The sequence below is a fragment of the Paracoccus methylarcula genome, from assembly GCF_003007735.2.
In the GTDB taxonomy this organism is placed as follows: domain Bacteria; phylum Pseudomonadota; class Alphaproteobacteria; order Rhodobacterales; family Rhodobacteraceae; genus Paracoccus; species Paracoccus methylarcula.
In genome coordinates, this window is sequence record NZ_PXNQ02000011.1 from 140,863 (window position 1) to 157,568 (window position 16,706).

A 16,706-nucleotide genomic window follows, 5' to 3' on the forward strand; every position below is an offset into this window, starting at 1 on the left:
CTAGGATGCCGCCCTCCCTCACACGACCAGGACCGGGCAATCGGCTGTGCCCGTGACCTTGTGACTGACCGAGCCGAGCAGATAGCTTTCCGTCGCGCCGAGACCACGTGAGCCAAGGACGATCAGGTCGCAGGCCTTCTCATTCGCCATGGCGACGATGGTGCGGGCGGGTTGCCCGGCCTTGATGAAGGCGCTGACATGCTCCACCCCGGCATCCTTGGCATGGCTCTTGGCGAAATCGGCGGCCTCGCGCGCGGCGCTGCGCATCGTCTCGTCCAGGTTGCTGCCCGGCTCGGAACTGCCGCGCACCATGGAAAGCGACGCCTCCAGCATCGAATGATGCCGATAGACCGTCACGATGATCAGATGCGCCTTGCACAGCTTGGCCAGTTCGGTCGCCTTGATCAGCGCCCGCTCGGCCCCGGTCGAGCCGTCATAGGGAACCAGTATCCGTTCAAACATCTCGGCCTCCCTCTAATATCCAAAGGCCAGATCGCGCAGGAACAGCGCTATCGGCGGGAAGAAGATCAGCAGCACCGCGACCAATAGCAGCATCAGGATAAAGGGCGGCGTGCCACGCACCACCTCCGTATAGGGCCGCTTGAAGACCGCGATGGCGGTGAAGATGTCGCAACCGAATGGCGGTGTCGCGCTGCCGATGGCGACCTGCAGGGTGATGATCGTGCCGACCAGCACCGGATCGAGGCCGACCGCTTTCACCACCGGAGCGAAGATCGGCACGAAGATCAGGATCACCACGATCGGATCGACGAACATGCAGCCGACGAAGAAGGCGACCGAGATGGTGAAGAGCACCCCATATTGCCCCATCTGGTCGATGCCGATGGCGCCAAGGATCTGCTGCGGGATCTGGGCAAAGCTGATGACATAGGAGAACGCCGCGCCCGCCCCGACAAGGATGAACACCACGGCGGTGATCAGCCCGGTCGATTTCGCCGTGGCATAAAGCGTCTTCAGGTCCATTTCCCGGAATACGATCATTTCCAGGAACAATGCGTAAAGCACACAGGCGGCAGCGGCCTCGGTCGGCGAGAAGATACCGCCATAGATGCCGCCGATGACGATGGCGGGAAAACCGAGCGGCCACAGCGCGCGCCGGAAAGCCTGCCCGCGTTCGGCCCAGGTCGATTTCGGCTCGGTCGGGACGTTGTTCCTGATGGCGTAGATATAGGAATAGATCGAGAACAGAACCAGGATCAGCAGCCCCGGCCCGATCCCCGCGATGAACAATTCCGCGATCGAGGTGCCCGAGACGACGCCATAGATGATCATGCCGATGGAGGGCGGGATCAGGAAGGCGATATCGGATGAATTCACGATCAGCGCGAGGATGAAGCTGTCGTTATACCCGGCCTTCAGCATCCTCGGGCGCAGCGGGCCGCCGACGGCGACCACCGTGGCCTGGGTCGAACCGGACACCGCCCCGAACATCGTGCAGGCACCGGCCGTGGCCACCGCAAGCCCGCCTTTCAGATGACCGACAAAGGCCATCACCAGGTCGATCAGCCGGGTCGCGGACTGCCCGCGCGTCATGATGTCGGCGGCAAAGATGAACATCGGCACGGCGATCAGGCTGGCCGGGCGAATCCCGGCCATGATCTGCTGCACCATGGTATCAAGCTGGCCGAACCCTCCGAAAAGGCCGACGAAGCCGATCAGCGATCCGGCGATCAGCGGGATCATCATCGGGAAACCCAGCAGCAGCAGGACGATCATCGTGCCGAAAATAGCCCAGACCATGGCTCAGACCTCCTCTTCGCGGCTATCGTCATAGCCTTCCAGCGTGCTGGTCGACAGCCAGATATCCTTGTCGATGACATTCTTGATCGCGGTCAGCGTGTATTGCAGCCCGGTCAGGAAAAAGCCCAGGGGCGCCCAGATAATGATCCACCATTGCGGAATGTTCAGCGCCGGAAGCAATCGCCCGCGGGAAGCCTGAGAAAGCACGTAATCAAGTGAATACCAGGTCAGCAGGAACATCGCCGCCGCCGTGACCACGGCGATCACCACCATCATCACCCTGCGCAGCGGAAAGCTCATCGCGTCGAAAAAGGCCGACATGCGGATATGCCGCCCATGCCGTGCCGCATAGGAAATCCCCGCGAAGGTGATCAGGATGATCAGTGCCTGGTTGAGCTCTTCGGAAAAATAGAAGGTATGGCCAACCATCCGTCCGACCACGTTGGCCATGGTGTTGACGGCCATCAGCAGAACGCCTGCGGCCAGCAGGACCGCCTCGATCCGGGCGATTCCGACATCGATCACGCCAAGGAACCCGGGCAGTCCCGATACATATTTGGAATCGTCGATATCGTCGTCATCGATGGCAGCGGATGTGGCCGCCGCGACAATATCGGGATCAGGCTCGGGGGCGTGCTTGTCGTCAAGCGTCATGGCCGCTGCCTCTTATGTCGAAAAAATCACTGGTAAACCGGCCGGAAACCCGGCCAGTTCGCAAATCATCGGCGCAACGTGGCTCAGTTGCCGGTTTCCCCGGCCTCTTCGCCTTCGTCCGCAGTCTCCATCGCGGCTTCGTCTGCGGCGGCTTCGCCTTCGGCGGTCGAAGCTCCGTCTGCCGCGGCCTCATCTTCGGCAGCCTCGCCACCACCTTCGGAAACCGCCGCAAGGTCGGCTTTCATCTGGTCGAGGATTGCCTGCGCCTGCGCCCCGCCGATCTTGAGGAATTCCTCCTCCACGGTCTCGGCGGTCGCCTTGAAGGGCTCGCGCTGCTCCTCGGTCAGCTCGGTGATCGTCATCGAGGGCTTGGCCTCCATGATCTTCGCCAGCGATTCCTCGGTCAGGCCGGTCTGGTATTCGACGATATAGTCGAAGGAGGCGTCGATGGCGTTCTGGATGACCTCCTTGTCCTCGTCAGGCAGTCCGTCGAAGAATTCCTTGTTGGCCATCACCGCCGTGGTGAAGTTGTTATGGCCGGCGCGGGTGATGTGATCGGTCACCTCGTACATCTTGGTGGATTCGATGAAGAATGCCGGGTTTTCCTGGCCCTGGATGATGCCGGTCTGCAACGCGCCATAGACCTCGCCCCATGGCAGCGGCGTCGGCGTCGCGCCGAATGCCTGGTAGCTGGAGACCAGGAGCGGGTTGGTCATGACCCGGAACTTCACCTCGTTCAGGTCCTCGGGCGACTCGACCGGCCCGGTCGTGGTCATCATGACCTCGCCCTCGGGGAACATGGTCAGCAGTTCCAGCCCCTGATCTGCGTATAGCGGCGGGAAAAGTTCCTTGATGGCCTTGGATGTACGGAAGAACTCGACCAGCTGCTCCTGGTCGGCAGGCAGCAGATAGGGCACGAAGAACACCTGCGCCTCGGGGATCAGCGCGCCGGTAAAGCCGGGCGACTGGTCGACGAATTGCAGGATGCCGGATTGCGCCTGCTCCATGATGTCGGCGGATTCCCCCAATGTTCCAAAGGGGAAAAGCTGGATTTCATGATCGGAATTGGCCTCGACCTCTTCCTTGAATTTCTGCGCGAACTTGCCCTGGACCTCTTCCAGCGCCTCTTCGAACGCATAGCGCCAGGTCTCGGCCATCGCGCCGCTCGCGCCAAGGAGCAGGGCCGCGATGCTGGCAGCGGTAATGGATTTGTAAGTCATTCTACCTCCTGTGTGTGGGACCTTGTGACGCAGGGCGTCCTCGGTCTTCCGGGATGCAGGATTCGGGTCGTTCTGCCCGATCTGGCTGAGCCCGAGAGTTCTGCGCAACAAGTTTTCAAGTCAATTCATATATTAAATCATGACAATTTGATGCGAGACTGTCAAACCTCCCCCGGCTCCACGACGGGTTCGAACCGGTTTGAGTCAGGCAGGAGCGCCGAAATCACGTTCAGGGCATGTTCGAGTTCGCGGCCATTCGCGCCGCCCAGGCAGACTCGCAGGGCCGGTGCATAATCCGTCACCGCGAATCCCGACCCCGGCGCCAGCGCCACATCCCGGGCAAGTGCCGCGCGAATCAACCCATGCTCATCCGTGCCCGGCGGCAGCGGCAGCCAGCGGTGCAGACCATGCGGAAAGCCAATGCTGCGCCCTCCCAGGAGCCGCTGCGCAATACGGTTGCGGGAGGCGAGTTCGGCCCGTTGCGCGGCCAGCAATTCATCGGCCACGCCGGTCTCCATCCAGTCGGCCGCGATTTCGGCGATCAGCGGGGTCGCCATCCATGAAAGCGACAGATGCCGGTTCAGCACGCGCTCTGCCAGGTATTCGGGCATGGCGAGAAAACCGAGGCGCAGACCCGGCGACAGGCATTTCGACAATCCGGTGAAATAGAGACTGCGCTCGGGCGCAAAGCTGGACACGGGCGGCGGGCGACGCGGGGCGACCGGTCCGAGCACGTCGCTTTCGATGATGACCAGCCCCTGCTCGACCGCGACGGCCGCCAGTTCCTCGCGCCGCCCGCGATCGATCACCCGCGCGAAGGGCCCCGCACCGGAAGGCAGGAGAAACACCGCCCTCAGCTTGCCCCCCGAGGCCCGTGCCGCATCTGCGAGCGCATCGGGGCGCATGCCGCGCCCGTCTCCGGCAATTCCCCGCATACGCAGGTAGAGATGGCGCAGTGCGGGCTTCAGGGTATGGCAGGTCGAGCTTTCGGTCGCGATTTCGTCACCGGGCTGAGCGACGCTCATCAGGGCGACCATCTGTGCGGGCGTGCAACCATTGGTGATCAGGATCCGCTGTGCCGGGACCACCATCCCGCAACGCGCCAGCCAACCCGCCGCCATGCCGCCATAAAGCGACATGGTCTGGCGCGGGCGGAACGAATGGATGACCGAATCGGGCAGGCGTCCGGAAATGCGCTGCATCGAGTCCCGCCACGCCTCGGCGATCCGCGGCAGGCGGACCGGCGTCATCATCGACAGGTCAACCGGAGAGCGACCCGCCTCGGCGCGGAACCAGGGCACCTCGATGGTCTCGCGCGGGCCGGATTTGACGAAGCTCCCGCGTCCCACCTCGCCCGAGATCAGGTCGGCGCGGATCAGTTCCTCATAGGCGCGGCTGACCGTCTGCACCGAAAGCCCCAGCCTCCACGCGAGATCGCGATGCGGCGGCAGCCGGTCGCCGGGACGCAGGCTGCCCGCATCGATGGCCGAGGCGATCCCCTGGGCCAGGCTGCGATAGGCGGGACGGCTGATATCCTCGCGGGTGAGTGGCCAATGCGACATGGGGGCAGATTCGCCAAGCCGGGGGCCATTGTCCAGATTGACATTCGCTGGCACCGGCGAAACAAGCGCTTCATGACCCCGCTACGCCTCGATGACCGTGACATTGCCATTCTTGCGACGCTCTCCCGCGAGGGGCGCATCGCCAAGACGGATCTGGCCGCCCGCGTGAACCTGTCGCCGACCCCGTGCTGGGAACGGATGAAGCGGCTTGAGAAGGCCGGGCTGATCCGAGGTTACCGCGCCGAGATCGACCTGTCTGGCCTGGGTCCGCATGTGCAGGTCTTCGTCACGGTGGAACTGGACAACCACCGCGCCGAAAGTTTCCAGATATTCGAGCGCACCGTCGCACGGATCGACGAGATCACCGGCTGCTGGGCCATCGGCGGCGGATATGACTACCTGATGCAGGTGGTCACCGGCGATGTCGGCGCCTTCCAGACATTGATGGACGGGCTGCTGGAAAGCCGGGCCGGCGTGCGGCGCTATTACAGCTATATCGTCACCAAGCCGGTCAAGGATGTGCCGCCAGCATTGGGGCTGCTGTTTCAACCGTAAACCGGCACCGATAAAATGGCACACAATATTCCCTTGAAGAGCATACAAGTATGAACATACCATGAACATGAGTCTTATTTCCAAGATCGATATTCACGGAGACGACGATGAACGGTTATATCGTAAAAAGTGCCGCCGTTTTGAGCATACTCGCATTGACAGCCTGCGGGGGCGGCGGTTCCTCTTCTGGCGGAGGAAAAAGCCCGGCAGGCGGCGACTCCCCTCCTGGAGGAGAAACGGCGCCGACAGGTGGTGGTGACTCCTCATCTGGCGGGGAAACAGCACCGACGGATGGCGGGAATGGCACCAAGGGACCATCCTATAACAGCCTGCTCGCCCAGTTCGAGGATTTCAGAGGTCGTTACCTGCTTGATGATCCCACCGCCTATGACAATCTCACCGCCCCGGCGGAAACGCCGGTCAGCGGCAAGGCCACCTACAAGGGCACCGGGGGCTACCGTCTGGCATCGACGCCGGAAGGTACACCCCCTCCCATTATCGGCGAGGCGCTGATGAATGCTGATTTCGGCAAGGGAACGGTTAGCGGTAGCGTGACCAATCTCAAGGCTTCGCCCGGCAACCGGACCTCGGGCGGGATCATCAGGATGGAGGCGATCATCGACAAAGATGCCGTCGTGCAAGGTGCGATCAACGGCAATCTCGACCTCAACGGCGAGACCCATAGATTCAGCAACCCGGCGCTTGGCGTGTTCTATGGCAGCGACGCAGAGGCCCTCGCCGTAGTCTCCGCCGGCCAGAACTGGGCGGGCGAGGATTACGTGACGGTGCTTACCGGCGAGACTCCCTGACCGCACCTGCCTCGTCACGGACGGGGTTCCGGCAACCCTGCCGCATTCCTTCTGCGGTGGGGTTGCAACCCGGTCCCTGCCCCAGCCTGCCGCGAATTCCGACGGACGAAGAAAATCCGCCTCCGGATCGGGAAAACAGAGAATTCCTCTGCCCGCCCCGCCGCGATTGGTGAAATCGCCTGCCTGCCTCCCCTCATATTCCGATCAAGCAAGGAGGTGCGCAATGCTCGACGATCTGTCTTCCCGATTGGCCGACCGGATATCGGATTCCGGCCTGTTGCCCGGCGGCGGGGATTTCGTCACCGATGGCCGGCTGGCCGTTCGTGATCCGGCGACAGGTGAACTCATCGCCCAGGTCGCGATCAGCGATGCGACCGCGCCCGCGCCGCCGTCGATGCGGCCCAGGTCGCCTTCCCCGGCTGGTCGGCGATGCTGCCCCAGAACCGTGCCGAGATCCTGCATCGCTGGCACGGGTTGATCATGGAAGCGAAAGAGGATCTTTCCCGCATCATGGTCGCCGAACAGGGCAAGCCGATCAGCGAGGCGCGGGGCGAGATCGACTACGCCGCCAGCTTCGTGCAATTCTATGCCGAAGAGGCGCTGCGTCCGAATATCGAGGGCGTCACCAGCCACCTGCCCGATGCCGAGATGGAGCTGTGGCGCGAACCCGTGGGCGTGGCCGCACTGATCTCTCCGTGGAATTTCCCCTGCGCGATGATCACCCGAAAGGCCGCCGCCGCGCTTGGCGCGGGCTGCACGGTGGTCATTCACCCTTCGGCGGAAACGCCGCTTTCGGCGCTCGCATTGGCGGAGCTGGCGCGGCGCGCCGGTTTTCCCGATGGCGTCATCAACACGATCATCGGCGATGCCGCCAGCATCGTCGGCGAATGGACGGCGGATGCCCGCGTCCGCGCCCTGTCCTTCACCGGCTCGACCGAGATCGGGCGGCTGCTCTATCGCCAATCCGCCGATACGGTGAAACGCCTGGTGATGGAACTTGGCGGCCATGCGCCCTTCATCGTCTTCAAGGGCGCCGATCTGGACCGCGCCGTGGCCGAGGGCATCAAGGCGAAATTCGCCACGTCCGGGCAGGATTGCCTTGCCGCGAACCGCTTCTATATCGAACGGCCGATCTATGACGAGTTCTGCAAGCGCTTCGCCGAGGCCGTCAGCAAGCTGACCATCGGCAAGGGCATGCAGGATCCCGATATCGGCCCGCTGATCCATGACCGCGCCGTGGACAAGCAGATCGCCCATGTCGAGGACGCGATCTCCATGGGTGCCCGGCTGCTGACAGGCGGCGAGGTGGCCAAGGATCTGGGCCCGCTCTTCTTCCGTCCCACGGTCCTGGCCGATGTGCCGGACGAGGCGGCGATCATGTCCGAGGAAACCTTCGGCCCGGTCGCAGCGCTGTCACCCTTTGACGACGAGGCCGAGGTGATCGCGCGGGCCAATGCCACCGAATACGGGCTGGTCGCCTATGTTCACAGCCACGATCCGCGCCGCATCTATCGCATGACGCGGGCGCTGCAATACGGCATGGTCGCGGTGAACCGCACCAAGGTCACCGGCGCGCCGATCCCCTTCGGGGGAATGAAACAGTCCGGGATCGGCCGCGAGGGCGCCCGGCAGGGCCTCGAGGCCTTTACCGAGATCAAGTATATCTGCCGCGATTGGGGATGAAAGGAGCTTAAGAATGCTGACGAATGACAAACTGGCCGAATGGGACCGCGAGAGCTTTTTCCATCCCTCGACCCACCTGGCGCAATTCGCCCGTGGCGAGGCCGCGCAGCGTATCGTGACCGGGGGCGAAGGCGTCTTCATCCAGGACCGCGACGGAACCCGGCTGCTGGACGGTTTCGCGGGGCTTTACTGCGTGAATGTCGGCTATGGCCGCAAGGAGATCGCCGAGGCCATCGCCGATCAGGCACGCCAGCTTTCCTATTACCACGCCTATGCGGGTCACGGCTCTGAAGCGTCGATCACGCTGGCCAAGATGGTGATGGACCGCGCGCCCAAGGGCATGGCGCGGGTCTATTTCGGACTGGGCGGCTCGGATGCGAACGAGACCAATATCAAGCTGGTCTGGTATTACAACAATATCCTCGGCCGTCCCGAGAAGAAGAAGATCATCTCGCGCTGGCGGGGCTATCACGGTTCCGGGCTGATGACCGGCTCGCTGACCGGGCTGGAACTGTTCCACAAGAAATTCGACCTGCCGCTGGCGCAGGTGATCCATACCGAGGCGCCCTATTACTATCGCCGCCCCCAGCTGGACATGTCCGAGGCCGATTTCGTGGCCTATTGCGTCGAGCAGCTGGAAGCACTGATCGCGCGCGAAGGCGCGGATACCATCGCCGCCTTCATCGGCGAGCCGGTGCTGGGCACCGGCGGCATCGTCCCGCCCCCGGACGGTTACTGGCCGGCGATCCAGAAAGTGCTGGACCGCCATGACATCCTGCTGATCTCGGACGAGGTGGTGACGGGTTTTGGCCGCCTTGGGACCATGTTCGGCTCGGATCACTACGGGATGAGGCCGGATCTCATCACCTCGGCCAAGGGGCTGACCTCGGCCTATGCGCCGCTCTCGGCCAGCATCGTCGGGCAGCGGATGTGGGATGTGCTGATGCAGGGCACCGACGAGAACGGCGTGATCGGCCATGGCTGGACCTATTCCGCCCATCCCATCGGCGCGGCGGCGGGTATCGCCAACCTGAAGCTGATCGACGAGTTGGGCCTGGTGAAGAATGCGGGCGAGACCGGCAATTACTTCTGGCAGACCATGCGCGAGGCCCTGGGCGATCATCCCAATGTCGGCGAGGTTCGCGGCGAAGGCATGCTCTGCGCGGTCGAACTGGTCGCCGACAAGGAGAAGCGGCAATTCTTCGATGCCGCCGAGGGCAAGGGTGCGAAGGTCGTGGCGGCGATGCTGAAACGCGGCGTGATCGCCCGAGCCATGCCGCAGGGCGACATCCTGGGCTTCGCCCCGCCGCTCTGCCTGAGCCGGGCCGAGGCCGACCAGATCGTGTCTGTCACCAAGGATTCGGTCGCAGAGGTGCTGGGCTAGGTTTGCGGACGGGGCTCTGCCCCGTCGCCGTTCCGGCGACTCCCCGGGATATTTGGATGAAGAAGAAGGCGGCTATCTGGCCGTCTTCTTCATTCTGGCCAGATCCGGCGCGGTATCGATATCGTCAAGCAGGCCCGGTGCCTTGACCAGCGCCCCTGCGGGAAGGGCGCGGATGAAGCGCCCTGCCCCCTGATCCCCGGTCAGATCCGCCAGGCGGGTGAGCCAGCCGCGCGGGAAGCAGGCGGGGGGCATCGGCGGGCCAGGATCGTGGCAAGCCGCCGGGCGGTCCTCCGTTGCGGTGCTTGTCACCATGTCCAGAAGTTCCGATGTGACGCGGGGCATATCCGCCAGCGCGATCAGCAGCCGGTCGGTTTCACCCGCCACTTGCAAGCCGGCGCGCAAGCTGTCGGACTGCGCGGCTGGCCGTATTTCCACGATCTCGAAACCATGCAGATATGCCCGCAAAGCCGGATTGGCGATCACCGCGATTCGGCGCGTCAGAGCGGCATTGCGCATGGCGTCTGCCGCATGGAAGATGAGCGGGCGGCCATCGAGAAGGGCGAGCAGTTTATCCGCCGCTCCGAAACGGCGGGAGGCGCCTGCCGCCAGCAGCAAGCCTGTGCGGATCATCCGAATGCCTGATCGTAGGCGGCGAGGATCTCGGTCAGGACCGAGGCGGCGAGCAGGCGCGGCTCTCGCACCGGGGCGATCACGCCGATGGGGCCGCGGAGCCTTGCAAGCGCCCCATCGCCGAAACCGGCCTCCCGCAGGGCCGCGACCCGCGCCATCTGGGCCCGGCGAGACCCCAGGCCGCCGATATAGAAGGCCGGTGAGTCAAGCGCCCTGCGCAGGGCAGGCAATTCCCGGTCATGGTCGTGAAACAGTGTTACCACTGCCGTCTGCGCATCGATTGCGGGAGCCTCGGGCCCGGAATGGCAATCAAGCCCGGCAGCGCGCGCCATCGCCGTCAAGGCCGCCGCCTCGTCTCCTTCGCCGTGAATATGCAGGGCGCAGCGGGGATTGGTCCTCAGATCGAAATGATCGCCCTTCAGCCCGGTTTCGGTCCTTTCGACCTCTCGTCTCATTCCGGTCGCGAGGTCCAGCCGCCAGCAACCCACCCGGCGATTCCGTTGCGCATCGGCGATCTGTGCCAGCCAAGCCGGGTCGGGGTGATGCAGCAGGGCGATCTCGACCGTGCCGCCGCAGGGCAAGGGCAGATCGACCGGCCCGCCCACGCCATAGATCAGCCGCGTCACCGGGCCGGGCCGGTCCAGATGCGCGGCGATATCGGCATCGATGCAACCGGCGCCGAGCCGCCCGACGCGGGCACCATCGGGCCACAGGGTCATGGTTGCGCCCGGGCGGCGCGGGAAGCCGCCCTCCGCACGGACAAGCAGCGCCAGGGCGCCGCCGGGCTTGGCCCGAAGAGCGGCAAGCGGATCGATCATCATGTCGGACATCTGGGGATGGGGTTCCATTCTCATGATGCCTAGATGGAACGTCACGGCATCACCCGCAAGATCCCATGCCATGAGAAATGCGAAAAGGCCGCCGCCCTGGAAAGGGCGCGGCCTGACCGCAATACAGTCAAAGGCAGATCTTACTTGATCTTGCCTTCCTTGTATTCGACATGCTGACGCACAACCGGATCGTATTTCCGGACCGTCATTTTTTCCGTCATGGTACGGGCGTTTTTCTTGGTCACGTAGAAATGCCCGGTCCCGGCCGAGGAATTGAGCCGGATCTTGATAGTCGTCGGCTTCGCCATAATCGTCGCTCCTGCTTCGGGGCAAGCCGCTTGACGCAAACCCCGTGGAATTCGTTTGAAGCCAGCCTTGTAGTCGGGCGGCGCATGAAGTCAACCGGGAATCGCTGAAAATCCCGGCATTTTCGGCTTTGAAAGGCTGCTATGCAAAAAATGCAGCCATAAACCGCGCGGAGGGCCTGTAAGCCGGATTCTGTCCCCCGGGATTGCTCCCGGATGGATGACCATTCCTCTGGCCCGGCCGTTACCGGCCGGATCAAGCTGCCTACCCGGATCTGCTGGGGCAAGGCGGCCCTGCGGGTTTCCCCGCGCGCGATCCCTATTCGGCATTGCTCCCGGTGGGGCTTGCCATGCGGGGGTTGTTGCCAGCCCCCCGGTGGGCTCTTACCCCACCGTTTCACCCTTGCCACCCGCAAGCGGGAGGCGGTCTGTTCTCTGTGGCGCTTTCCCTGGGGTCGCCCCCGCCGGGCGTTACCCGGCACCGTTGCCTCATGGAGTCCGGACTTTCCTCGCGGCCCCTTCCCTTGCGGCAAGCGGCCACGCGGTCATCCGGCCCTCCGCGCATGGCTGATATGGCGGGGATGGGGCCGGTGGTCAATGGGGGCGCTGCCCCCGCCCCCCGTTCCGGGAACCTCCCCCGGGATATTTGGATGAAGAAGAAGGGATGGTGGCGATTCCCGGCCCGCCGGTTACGCGGCCATCCGGACGGTTTCTGCCAAGGCGGCGTCATAGACATCGAGCCCGCCTTTCGCGGCGCCCTCGGAAAGGGTTCGCCGCCACCCCCTTGCCCCGGGCTGGCCATGGAACAGGCCGAGCATGCGGCGGGTGACCTGGTGCAGGCGGCCGCCGCGCCGCAGATGATCACCGATATAGGGCCGCATCGCCTCGGCCACCTCGCGCGCCGAACCGAAAGCCGGGGTCTCGCCCCAAAGCATGTCGGCATCTCCGAGCATGTCCCAGGGCCGGTGATAGGCCGCCCGGCCGACCATCACCCCGTCCATCACCCGCAGATGCGCGCGGACCTCGTCGAGGCTCTCGATGCCGCCATTCACCGAGAGGTCCAGATCAGGAAAGGCCGATTTCATCGCATGAACCAGCGGGTAATCCAGTGGCGGGACATCCCGGTTCTCGCGCGGGCTGAGACCTTGCAGCCAGGCCTTGCGGGCGTGAATGGCGATCCGGCGCACGCCCGCGCGGCGCATGGTATCGAGGAAAACCGGCAGGATCTCGGCCGGCTCCTGGTCATCCACCCCGATGCGGCATTTCACCGTGACCTCGACCGGACTGACCGCCATCATCTCAGTGACGCATTCGGCGACCAGTTCGGGCGATTTCATCAGCACCGCTCCGAAACAGCCCGACTGCACACGGTCACTGGGACAGCCGACATTCAGGTTGATCTCGTCATAGCCCCAATCGGCCGCGATGCGCACCGCCTCGCGCAGCTCGGCCGGAACCGAGCCGCCCAGTTGCAGGGCCAACGGGTGCTCGACCGCATCGTAATCGAGCAGCCGCGCCCGATCGCCATGGATGATTGCCGGCGCGGTCACCATCTCGGTATAAAGCAGCGCCCGCCGCGACATCAGCCGATGAAAGACGCGGCAATGGCGGTCGGTCCAATCCATCATCGGTGCAATGGAGAAAACAGCAGCCTTGAAATATCCACCTTTTTCATTCTCATCAGCCACTTAGAAACCCTTCATTTTCGTCGCTTTCGCGCTCATCCTGTACCAAAAGCGCCGATTCTGGCGCTGGAGTTGGCAGAATGTACCAAATAGGATTCCCATGTATCAAACGAGGAGACAATCATGGGTTCGACCGACACTAGACGAGCTCAACAGGCTCCTGGCGCACTTCGTGGAGCTCCGGAAAAGGACGCCTCAAGCCATACCGGTGCACAAGGTAATTGTGTTCGCGCTTTTTTCGACACGGCGTCAAGCGGAGATCACGCGGCTCGCATCGGCTGACTTCCAAAAGGAGCGCAAACCAGAAATCGTCCCCTATTCCCCCGATGCGATAACAGCGAACGTCATCCGCGGCTGCAAACTGTTCGGAATCGAGGATTTGCACTTCCACGATCTTCGACAATAAGGCATCTTCGTCTATTCGAGATGGGTTGAGTGCCAGAAGGCCGCGCAGACGTGGGGTTGCCAAGTAAATGCGAATTCCACGTGTGGTTCGATCGTATATCCCGCGTGGCTCGGATGTTCTCGGGCTTGGCAGCAGCACAAAGAGAGCAAGCAGGGCAGAACCGAGGAACCCTGCAGCCGTGCCCAGAAACAGCGAGTTGTAGCTCATCACCGCAACGCAAATCGTTCGCGGCTAGAACGGAAACGTGCCGCAGTTACATGCAAGTCACCCGATCTCATGTCCCGGACAATCCTGCGCCACCCTTGACCACCAAGCCGCATTGTCGTTATCTCAAGCCATGGGGATGGCGAGCTCCCCACGAGGCGCCAGCCGAAGTTCGCGTTCCAGCACAAGATCCTGTCAAGGGAGGAACGCATATGCCTGCGCCCAATGCCATTTCGAGTGACAAGCTGTCAAAGATCATCGGCACTCCACGTGCGCCGGTGCTGCTGGATGTCCGCTCCACGGAAGATTTCGAGGCCGATCCCCGTCTCATACCGAGCGCCATCAAGGCCGATGATCGGGCGCTACCAGAGCTTGCATCTCGCCTGACCGGCATCGCTTCTGTCACGATCTGTCAGGCCGGGCACAAGCGCAGTCAGGGGGCGGCGGCCTGGCTCCGGGCCGAGGGCTGTCCGGCGGAATATCTGGAAGGCGGTTTCGAGGCATGGAAAGCCGCTGATCTTCCCCTGATCCACCCGGACAAGCTGCCGCCACGCGATGCGGGGGGGCGCACGGTCTGGGTGACGCGGTCGCGGCCCAAGATCGACCGCATCGCCTGCCCCTGGCTGATCCGCCGCTTTCTCGATCCGCGCGCCGTGATCCTGTTCGTCGCGCCTTCCGAGGTGCTTGGCGTGGCCGAACGGTATGACGCGGCCCCCTTCGATATCGAGAATGTGTTCTGGAGCCATCGAGGGGAGCTTTGCACCTTCGACGTGATGCTGGCCGAGTTCGGCCTGACCATCCCTGCGCTCGACCGGCTTGCCACCATGATCCGCGGTGCGGATACGGCGCGGCTCGACCTTGCGCCCGAGGCGGCGGGATTGCTGGCCGCCTCGCTTGGCCTGTCACGCATGTATTCCGACGATCTGGAACAGCTCGAAGCCGGCATGCTGCTATATGACGCGTTTTATCGTTGGGCACGGGATGCCAGCGACGAGACCCATAACTGGCCGACCAACAAGCCGAAGGTGTGAGATGAACAAGCCCCGCTACCCGACATTGATGGAGGCAACCCGGATCTGGGCCCGGATCGGCCTGCTGAGTTTCGGCGGCCCTGCCGGGCAGATCGCGATGATGCACCGCATCCTTGTCGAAGAGCAGAAATGGCTGGGCGAGAAACGGTTCCTGCACGCGCTGAACTATTGCATGCTGCTGCCGGGACCGGAGGCACAGCAATTGGCGGTCTATATCGGCTGGCTGATGCACCGCACGCTTGGCGGGATCATCGCCGGCGTGCTTTTCGTTCTCCCCGGTGTCGTCGCGATCATGGGCTTGAGCTGGATCTATGCCATCTGGGGCAATGTCGGCATCGTCGAGGCGCTGTTCTTCGGGTTGAAGGCCGCGGTTCTGGCCATCGTCGTGCAGGCCGTGATCCGCATCGGCAGCCGGGCATTGAAAAATGCGGCAATGCTGGCGATTGCCGCGGCGGCATTCATCGCGATCTTTGCCTTCGGCGTGCCCTTTCCACTGATCATCCTTGCCGCCGGGCTGATCGGATTTATCGGATCGCGCGCGAATATTCCGGCGTTTCGAGACGGAGGCGGTCACGGGAAGGTCGGCTCGGTGCAGGTCGCCGATGCCGATACGCTGCTGGGCGAGGAATCGCCGGAACATACCCGCGTCAACCGGGGCTGGGCGCTTCGCATCTCGGCCGTGCTGCTTGGCATGTGGCTGATCCCGGTGGCATTGCTGTTTCTGCTGCTCGGCCCGGCGAATGTGTTCAGCCAGATCGCGGGCTTCTTCAGCACCATGGCGGTGGTAACCTTCGGCGGTGCCTATGCGGTTCTGGCCTATGTGGCGCAGGAAGCGGTGCAGCATTACGGCTGGCTGGCACCGGGAGAGATGCTGGACGGGCTCGGCATGGCCGAAACCACGCCGGGGCCGCTGATCATGGTCACGCAATTCGTGGGCTTCATGGGCGCCCTGCGCGAGGCCGGTGGCCTGTCGCCACTGCTCGCCGGAACCCTGGGCGGTCTGCTGACCACCTGGGTGACCTTTACCCCATGCTTCCTGTGGATCTTCCTTGGCGCGCCCTTCATCGAACGGCTTCGGGACAATCATCAACTGACAGCCGCCCTGACGGCGATCACCGCCGCGGTCGTCGGTGTGATCCTGAACCTTGCGGTCTGGTTCGGTCTGCATTTGGTCTTCGGGGAGATGCGCGTCTTCACGGGGCTCGGCATGCAGGTAAACGTTCCTGTTCCTGGCAGCATCAACCCTGCATCGGCCCTGCTGACGCTCGCGGCGCTGGTGGCGATGCTCCAATTCCGGGTCGGGATATTCAAGGTGCTGATCGGCAGTGCCGCTGCGGGAATCCTGCTTTACCTGTCCGGTCTGGGCGGTATCTGAATCAACCTCGCTGTCATGCGCCTCATTGCACGGAACATCTCCACGGTGATCCTAGCCGGATGCAATCTCGATCTGCCGGGCGGCAGCATTGTTACGATCCGTGGACCGTCAGGTGCCGGTAAGAGCCTGCTCTTGCGCGCTATTGCCGATCTCGACCCGCATGAAGGCGAGTTGTGGTTCGGCGGCATGGCGCCATCCGCGAACGCGCGGCAATCGAGGCGCGCATCGCGCTCGGCGCGACACGCTTTGAAGCGTTGCGCCCGGCCATGCAGGAGGCGATACGCCGCGGCTTCATGCCGATGACCAACGCGATGGCGGCAGGGGTGGTGTCTTTTCCGGGTATGATGACCGGACAGATCCTGGCCGGTGTCTCCCCGGCGGAGGCCGTCCGGTATCAGCTTTTGATCATGTTCCTGATCATCGGCGCGACGGGTCTCGGTCTTCTTTGCGCAATACTCGGAGGTGCCTGGCGCCCGACCGACCATCGACACAGGCTACGGCCGGATCGGCTGGTCGAGCGCCGCATGCGCACCCGGCATCCGATCAAACTCGATGAGTTCGTCCAGAAGGCGGGTATCGTGAAATTGACCAGCGATGATCGCGCCATGCTCC

At 63.4% G+C, this 16,706-nt stretch carries 15 protein-coding genes, 1 other RNA gene and 3 pseudogenes; 8 read left to right on the top strand and 11 right to left on the bottom strand.

The features are described 5' to 3' along the window. Nucleotides 1-18 precede the first annotated feature (18 nt). The 5 genes from A7A09_RS17000 to ehuR all read right to left on the bottom strand — a co-directional run bounded on the left by A7A09_RS17000 (nucleotide 19) and on the right by ehuR (nucleotide 5,251). On the bottom strand, nucleotides 19-462 hold the full coding sequence (locus tag A7A09_RS17000) for a universal stress protein (RefSeq protein WP_106692504.1): 444 nt from the start codon (nucleotides 460-462) through the stop codon (nucleotides 19-21). A gap of 12 nt (nucleotides 463-474) precedes the next feature. Then, on the bottom strand, nucleotides 475-1,761 hold the full coding sequence (locus A7A09_RS17005; RefSeq protein ID WP_106692505.1) for a TRAP transporter large permease: 1,287 nt from the start codon (nucleotides 1,759-1,761) through the stop codon (nucleotides 475-477). 3 nt (nucleotides 1,762-1,764) lie between these two features. Further along, nucleotides 1,765-2,415, bottom strand: coding sequence for a TRAP transporter small permease (locus tag A7A09_RS17010; RefSeq protein WP_106692506.1), 651 nt, complete (start codon nucleotides 2,413-2,415; stop codon nucleotides 1,765-1,767). Between the two features lie 83 nt (nucleotides 2,416-2,498). Then, nucleotides 2,499-3,635 carry a TRAP transporter substrate-binding protein gene (locus A7A09_RS17015; RefSeq protein WP_106692507.1) on the bottom strand — a complete coding sequence of 379 codons (1,137 nt, stop codon included), beginning with the start codon at nucleotides 3,633-3,635 and terminating at the stop codon, nucleotides 2,499-2,501. Nucleotides 3,636-3,796: 161 nt separating this feature from the next. Next, complete coding sequence (ehuR, locus tag A7A09_RS17020; protein ID WP_148043706.1) at nucleotides 3,797-5,251, bottom strand: MocR-like ectoine utilization transcription factor EhuR; 1,455 nt, start codon at nucleotides 5,249-5,251, stop codon at nucleotides 3,797-3,799. Nucleotides 5,252-5,269: 18 nt separating this feature from the next. Between ehuR and A7A09_RS17025 the strand changes: the two genes are divergently transcribed. The 4 genes and pseudogenes from A7A09_RS17025 to A7A09_RS17040 all read left to right on the top strand — a co-directional run bounded on the left by A7A09_RS17025 (nucleotide 5,270) and on the right by A7A09_RS17040 (nucleotide 9,628). Continuing rightward, complete coding sequence (locus tag A7A09_RS17025; protein WP_106692509.1) at nucleotides 5,270-5,752, top strand: Lrp/AsnC family transcriptional regulator; 483 nt, start codon at nucleotides 5,270-5,272, stop codon at nucleotides 5,750-5,752. Nucleotides 5,753-5,859: 107 nt separating this feature from the next. Beyond that, nucleotides 5,860-6,561, top strand: coding sequence for a transferrin-binding protein-like solute binding protein (locus A7A09_RS17030; protein ID WP_106692510.1), 702 nt, complete (start codon nucleotides 5,860-5,862; stop codon nucleotides 6,559-6,561). Nucleotides 6,562-6,784: 223 nt separating this feature from the next. Beyond that, a pseudogene (locus A7A09_RS17035) lies at nucleotides 6,785-8,244 on the top strand (NAD-dependent succinate-semialdehyde dehydrogenase). A gap of 13 nt (nucleotides 8,245-8,257) precedes the next feature. Beyond that, complete coding sequence (locus tag A7A09_RS17040) at nucleotides 8,258-9,628, top strand: aspartate aminotransferase family protein (RefSeq protein WP_106692511.1); 1,371 nt, start codon at nucleotides 8,258-8,260, stop codon at nucleotides 9,626-9,628. Nucleotides 9,629-9,700: 72 nt separating this feature from the next. Here A7A09_RS17040 and A7A09_RS17045 read toward each other — a convergent pair whose 3' ends face one another. The 6 genes and pseudogenes from A7A09_RS17045 to A7A09_RS21620 all read right to left on the bottom strand — a co-directional run. Further along, the gene (locus tag A7A09_RS17045; RefSeq protein WP_106692512.1) at nucleotides 9,701-10,258 is read right to left on the bottom strand and encodes a nucleotidyltransferase family protein; all 558 of its coding nucleotides are present in this window, start codon (nucleotides 10,256-10,258) and stop codon (nucleotides 9,701-9,703) included. Further along, nucleotides 10,255-11,106, bottom strand: a complete 852-nt coding sequence (locus tag A7A09_RS17050; RefSeq protein WP_170167146.1) for an XdhC family protein — start codon at nucleotides 11,104-11,106, stop codon at nucleotides 10,255-10,257. The genes A7A09_RS17045 and A7A09_RS17050 overlap by 4 nt, the downstream gene beginning before the upstream one ends. 122 nt (nucleotides 11,107-11,228) lie before the next feature. Continuing rightward, nucleotides 11,229-11,396 carry a 50S ribosomal protein L33 gene (gene rpmG / locus A7A09_RS17055; protein WP_089344652.1) on the bottom strand — a complete coding sequence of 56 codons (168 nt, stop codon included), beginning with the start codon at nucleotides 11,394-11,396 and terminating at the stop codon, nucleotides 11,229-11,231. Nucleotides 11,397-11,559: 163 nt separating this feature from the next. Next, nucleotides 11,560-11,954: RNase P RNA component class A (gene rnpB / locus A7A09_RS17060), an RNA gene on the bottom strand. A 128-nt stretch (nucleotides 11,955-12,082) separates the two neighbouring features. Continuing rightward, nucleotides 12,083-13,081: a tRNA dihydrouridine(20/20a) synthase DusA gene (dusA, locus tag A7A09_RS17065; protein WP_281277612.1), complete on the bottom strand. Its 999-nt coding sequence runs from the start codon at nucleotides 13,079-13,081 to the stop codon at nucleotides 12,083-12,085. A 427-nt stretch (nucleotides 13,082-13,508) separates the two neighbouring features. Then, nucleotides 13,509-13,694 (bottom strand): annotated as a pseudogene (locus A7A09_RS21620) (MFS transporter); the annotation flags it as partial. A 206-nt stretch (nucleotides 13,695-13,900) separates the two neighbouring features. On the opposite strand from A7A09_RS21620, the gene A7A09_RS17080 reads away from it, so the two are divergent. The 4 genes and pseudogenes from A7A09_RS17080 to A7A09_RS22170 form a co-directional block, all read left to right on the top strand. After that, nucleotides 13,901-14,719 carry a chromate resistance protein ChrB domain-containing protein gene (locus A7A09_RS17080; protein WP_106692515.1) on the top strand — a complete coding sequence of 273 codons (819 nt, stop codon included), beginning with the start codon at nucleotides 13,901-13,903 and terminating at the stop codon, nucleotides 14,717-14,719. A 1-nt stretch (nucleotide 14,720) separates the two neighbouring features. Next, the gene (gene chrA / locus A7A09_RS17085; RefSeq protein WP_211341167.1) at nucleotides 14,721-16,094 is read left to right on the top strand and encodes a chromate efflux transporter; all 1,374 of its coding nucleotides are present in this window, start codon (nucleotides 14,721-14,723) and stop codon (nucleotides 16,092-16,094) included. A gap of 15 nt (nucleotides 16,095-16,109) precedes the next feature. Beyond that, on the top strand, nucleotides 16,110-16,397 hold the full coding sequence (locus A7A09_RS21145) for an ATP-binding cassette domain-containing protein (protein ID WP_211341168.1): 288 nt from the start codon (nucleotides 16,110-16,112) through the stop codon (nucleotides 16,395-16,397). Continuing rightward, nucleotides 16,289-16,702, top strand: a pseudogene (locus tag A7A09_RS22170) (ABC transporter permease); the annotation flags it as partial. The gene A7A09_RS21145 and the pseudogene A7A09_RS22170, both read left to right, overlap by 109 nt. Between the last annotated feature and the right edge of the window lie 4 nt (nucleotides 16,703-16,706).

Coding starts and splice junctions, on each gene's coding strand:
- A7A09_RS17025 (WP_106692509.1), top strand. CDS start 5,270: ATGACCCCGCTACGCCTCGATGACCGTGACATTGCCATTCTTGCGACG.
- A7A09_RS17015 (WP_106692507.1), bottom strand. CDS start 3,635: ATGACTTACAAATCCATTACCGCTGCCAGCATCGCGGCCCTGCTCCTT.
- rpmG (WP_089344652.1), bottom strand. CDS start 11,396: ATGGCGAAGCCGACGACTATCAAGATCCGGCTCAATTCCTCGGCCGGG.
- A7A09_RS17050 (WP_170167146.1), bottom strand. CDS start 11,106: ATGGAACCCCATCCCCAGATGTCCGACATGATGATCGATCCGCTTGCC.
- A7A09_RS17030 (WP_106692510.1), top strand. CDS start 5,860: ATGAACGGTTATATCGTAAAAAGTGCCGCCGTTTTGAGCATACTCGCA.
- A7A09_RS17080 (WP_106692515.1), top strand. CDS start 13,901: ATGCCTGCGCCCAATGCCATTTCGAGTGACAAGCTGTCAAAGATCATC.
- A7A09_RS17005 (WP_106692505.1), bottom strand. CDS start 1,761: ATGGTCTGGGCTATTTTCGGCACGATGATCGTCCTGCTGCTGCTGGGT.
- A7A09_RS17040 (WP_106692511.1), top strand. CDS start 8,258: ATGCTGACGAATGACAAACTGGCCGAATGGGACCGCGAGAGCTTTTTC.
- A7A09_RS21145 (WP_211341168.1), top strand. CDS start 16,110: ATGCGCCTCATTGCACGGAACATCTCCACGGTGATCCTAGCCGGATGC.
- A7A09_RS17000 (WP_106692504.1), bottom strand. CDS start 462: ATGTTTGAACGGATACTGGTTCCCTATGACGGCTCGACCGGGGCCGAG.
- A7A09_RS17010 (WP_106692506.1), bottom strand. CDS start 2,415: ATGACGCTTGACGACAAGCACGCCCCCGAGCCTGATCCCGATATTGTC.
- chrA (WP_211341167.1), top strand. CDS start 14,721: ATGAACAAGCCCCGCTACCCGACATTGATGGAGGCAACCCGGATCTGG.
- A7A09_RS17045 (WP_106692512.1), bottom strand. CDS start 10,258: ATGATCCGCACAGGCTTGCTGCTGGCGGCAGGCGCCTCCCGCCGTTTC.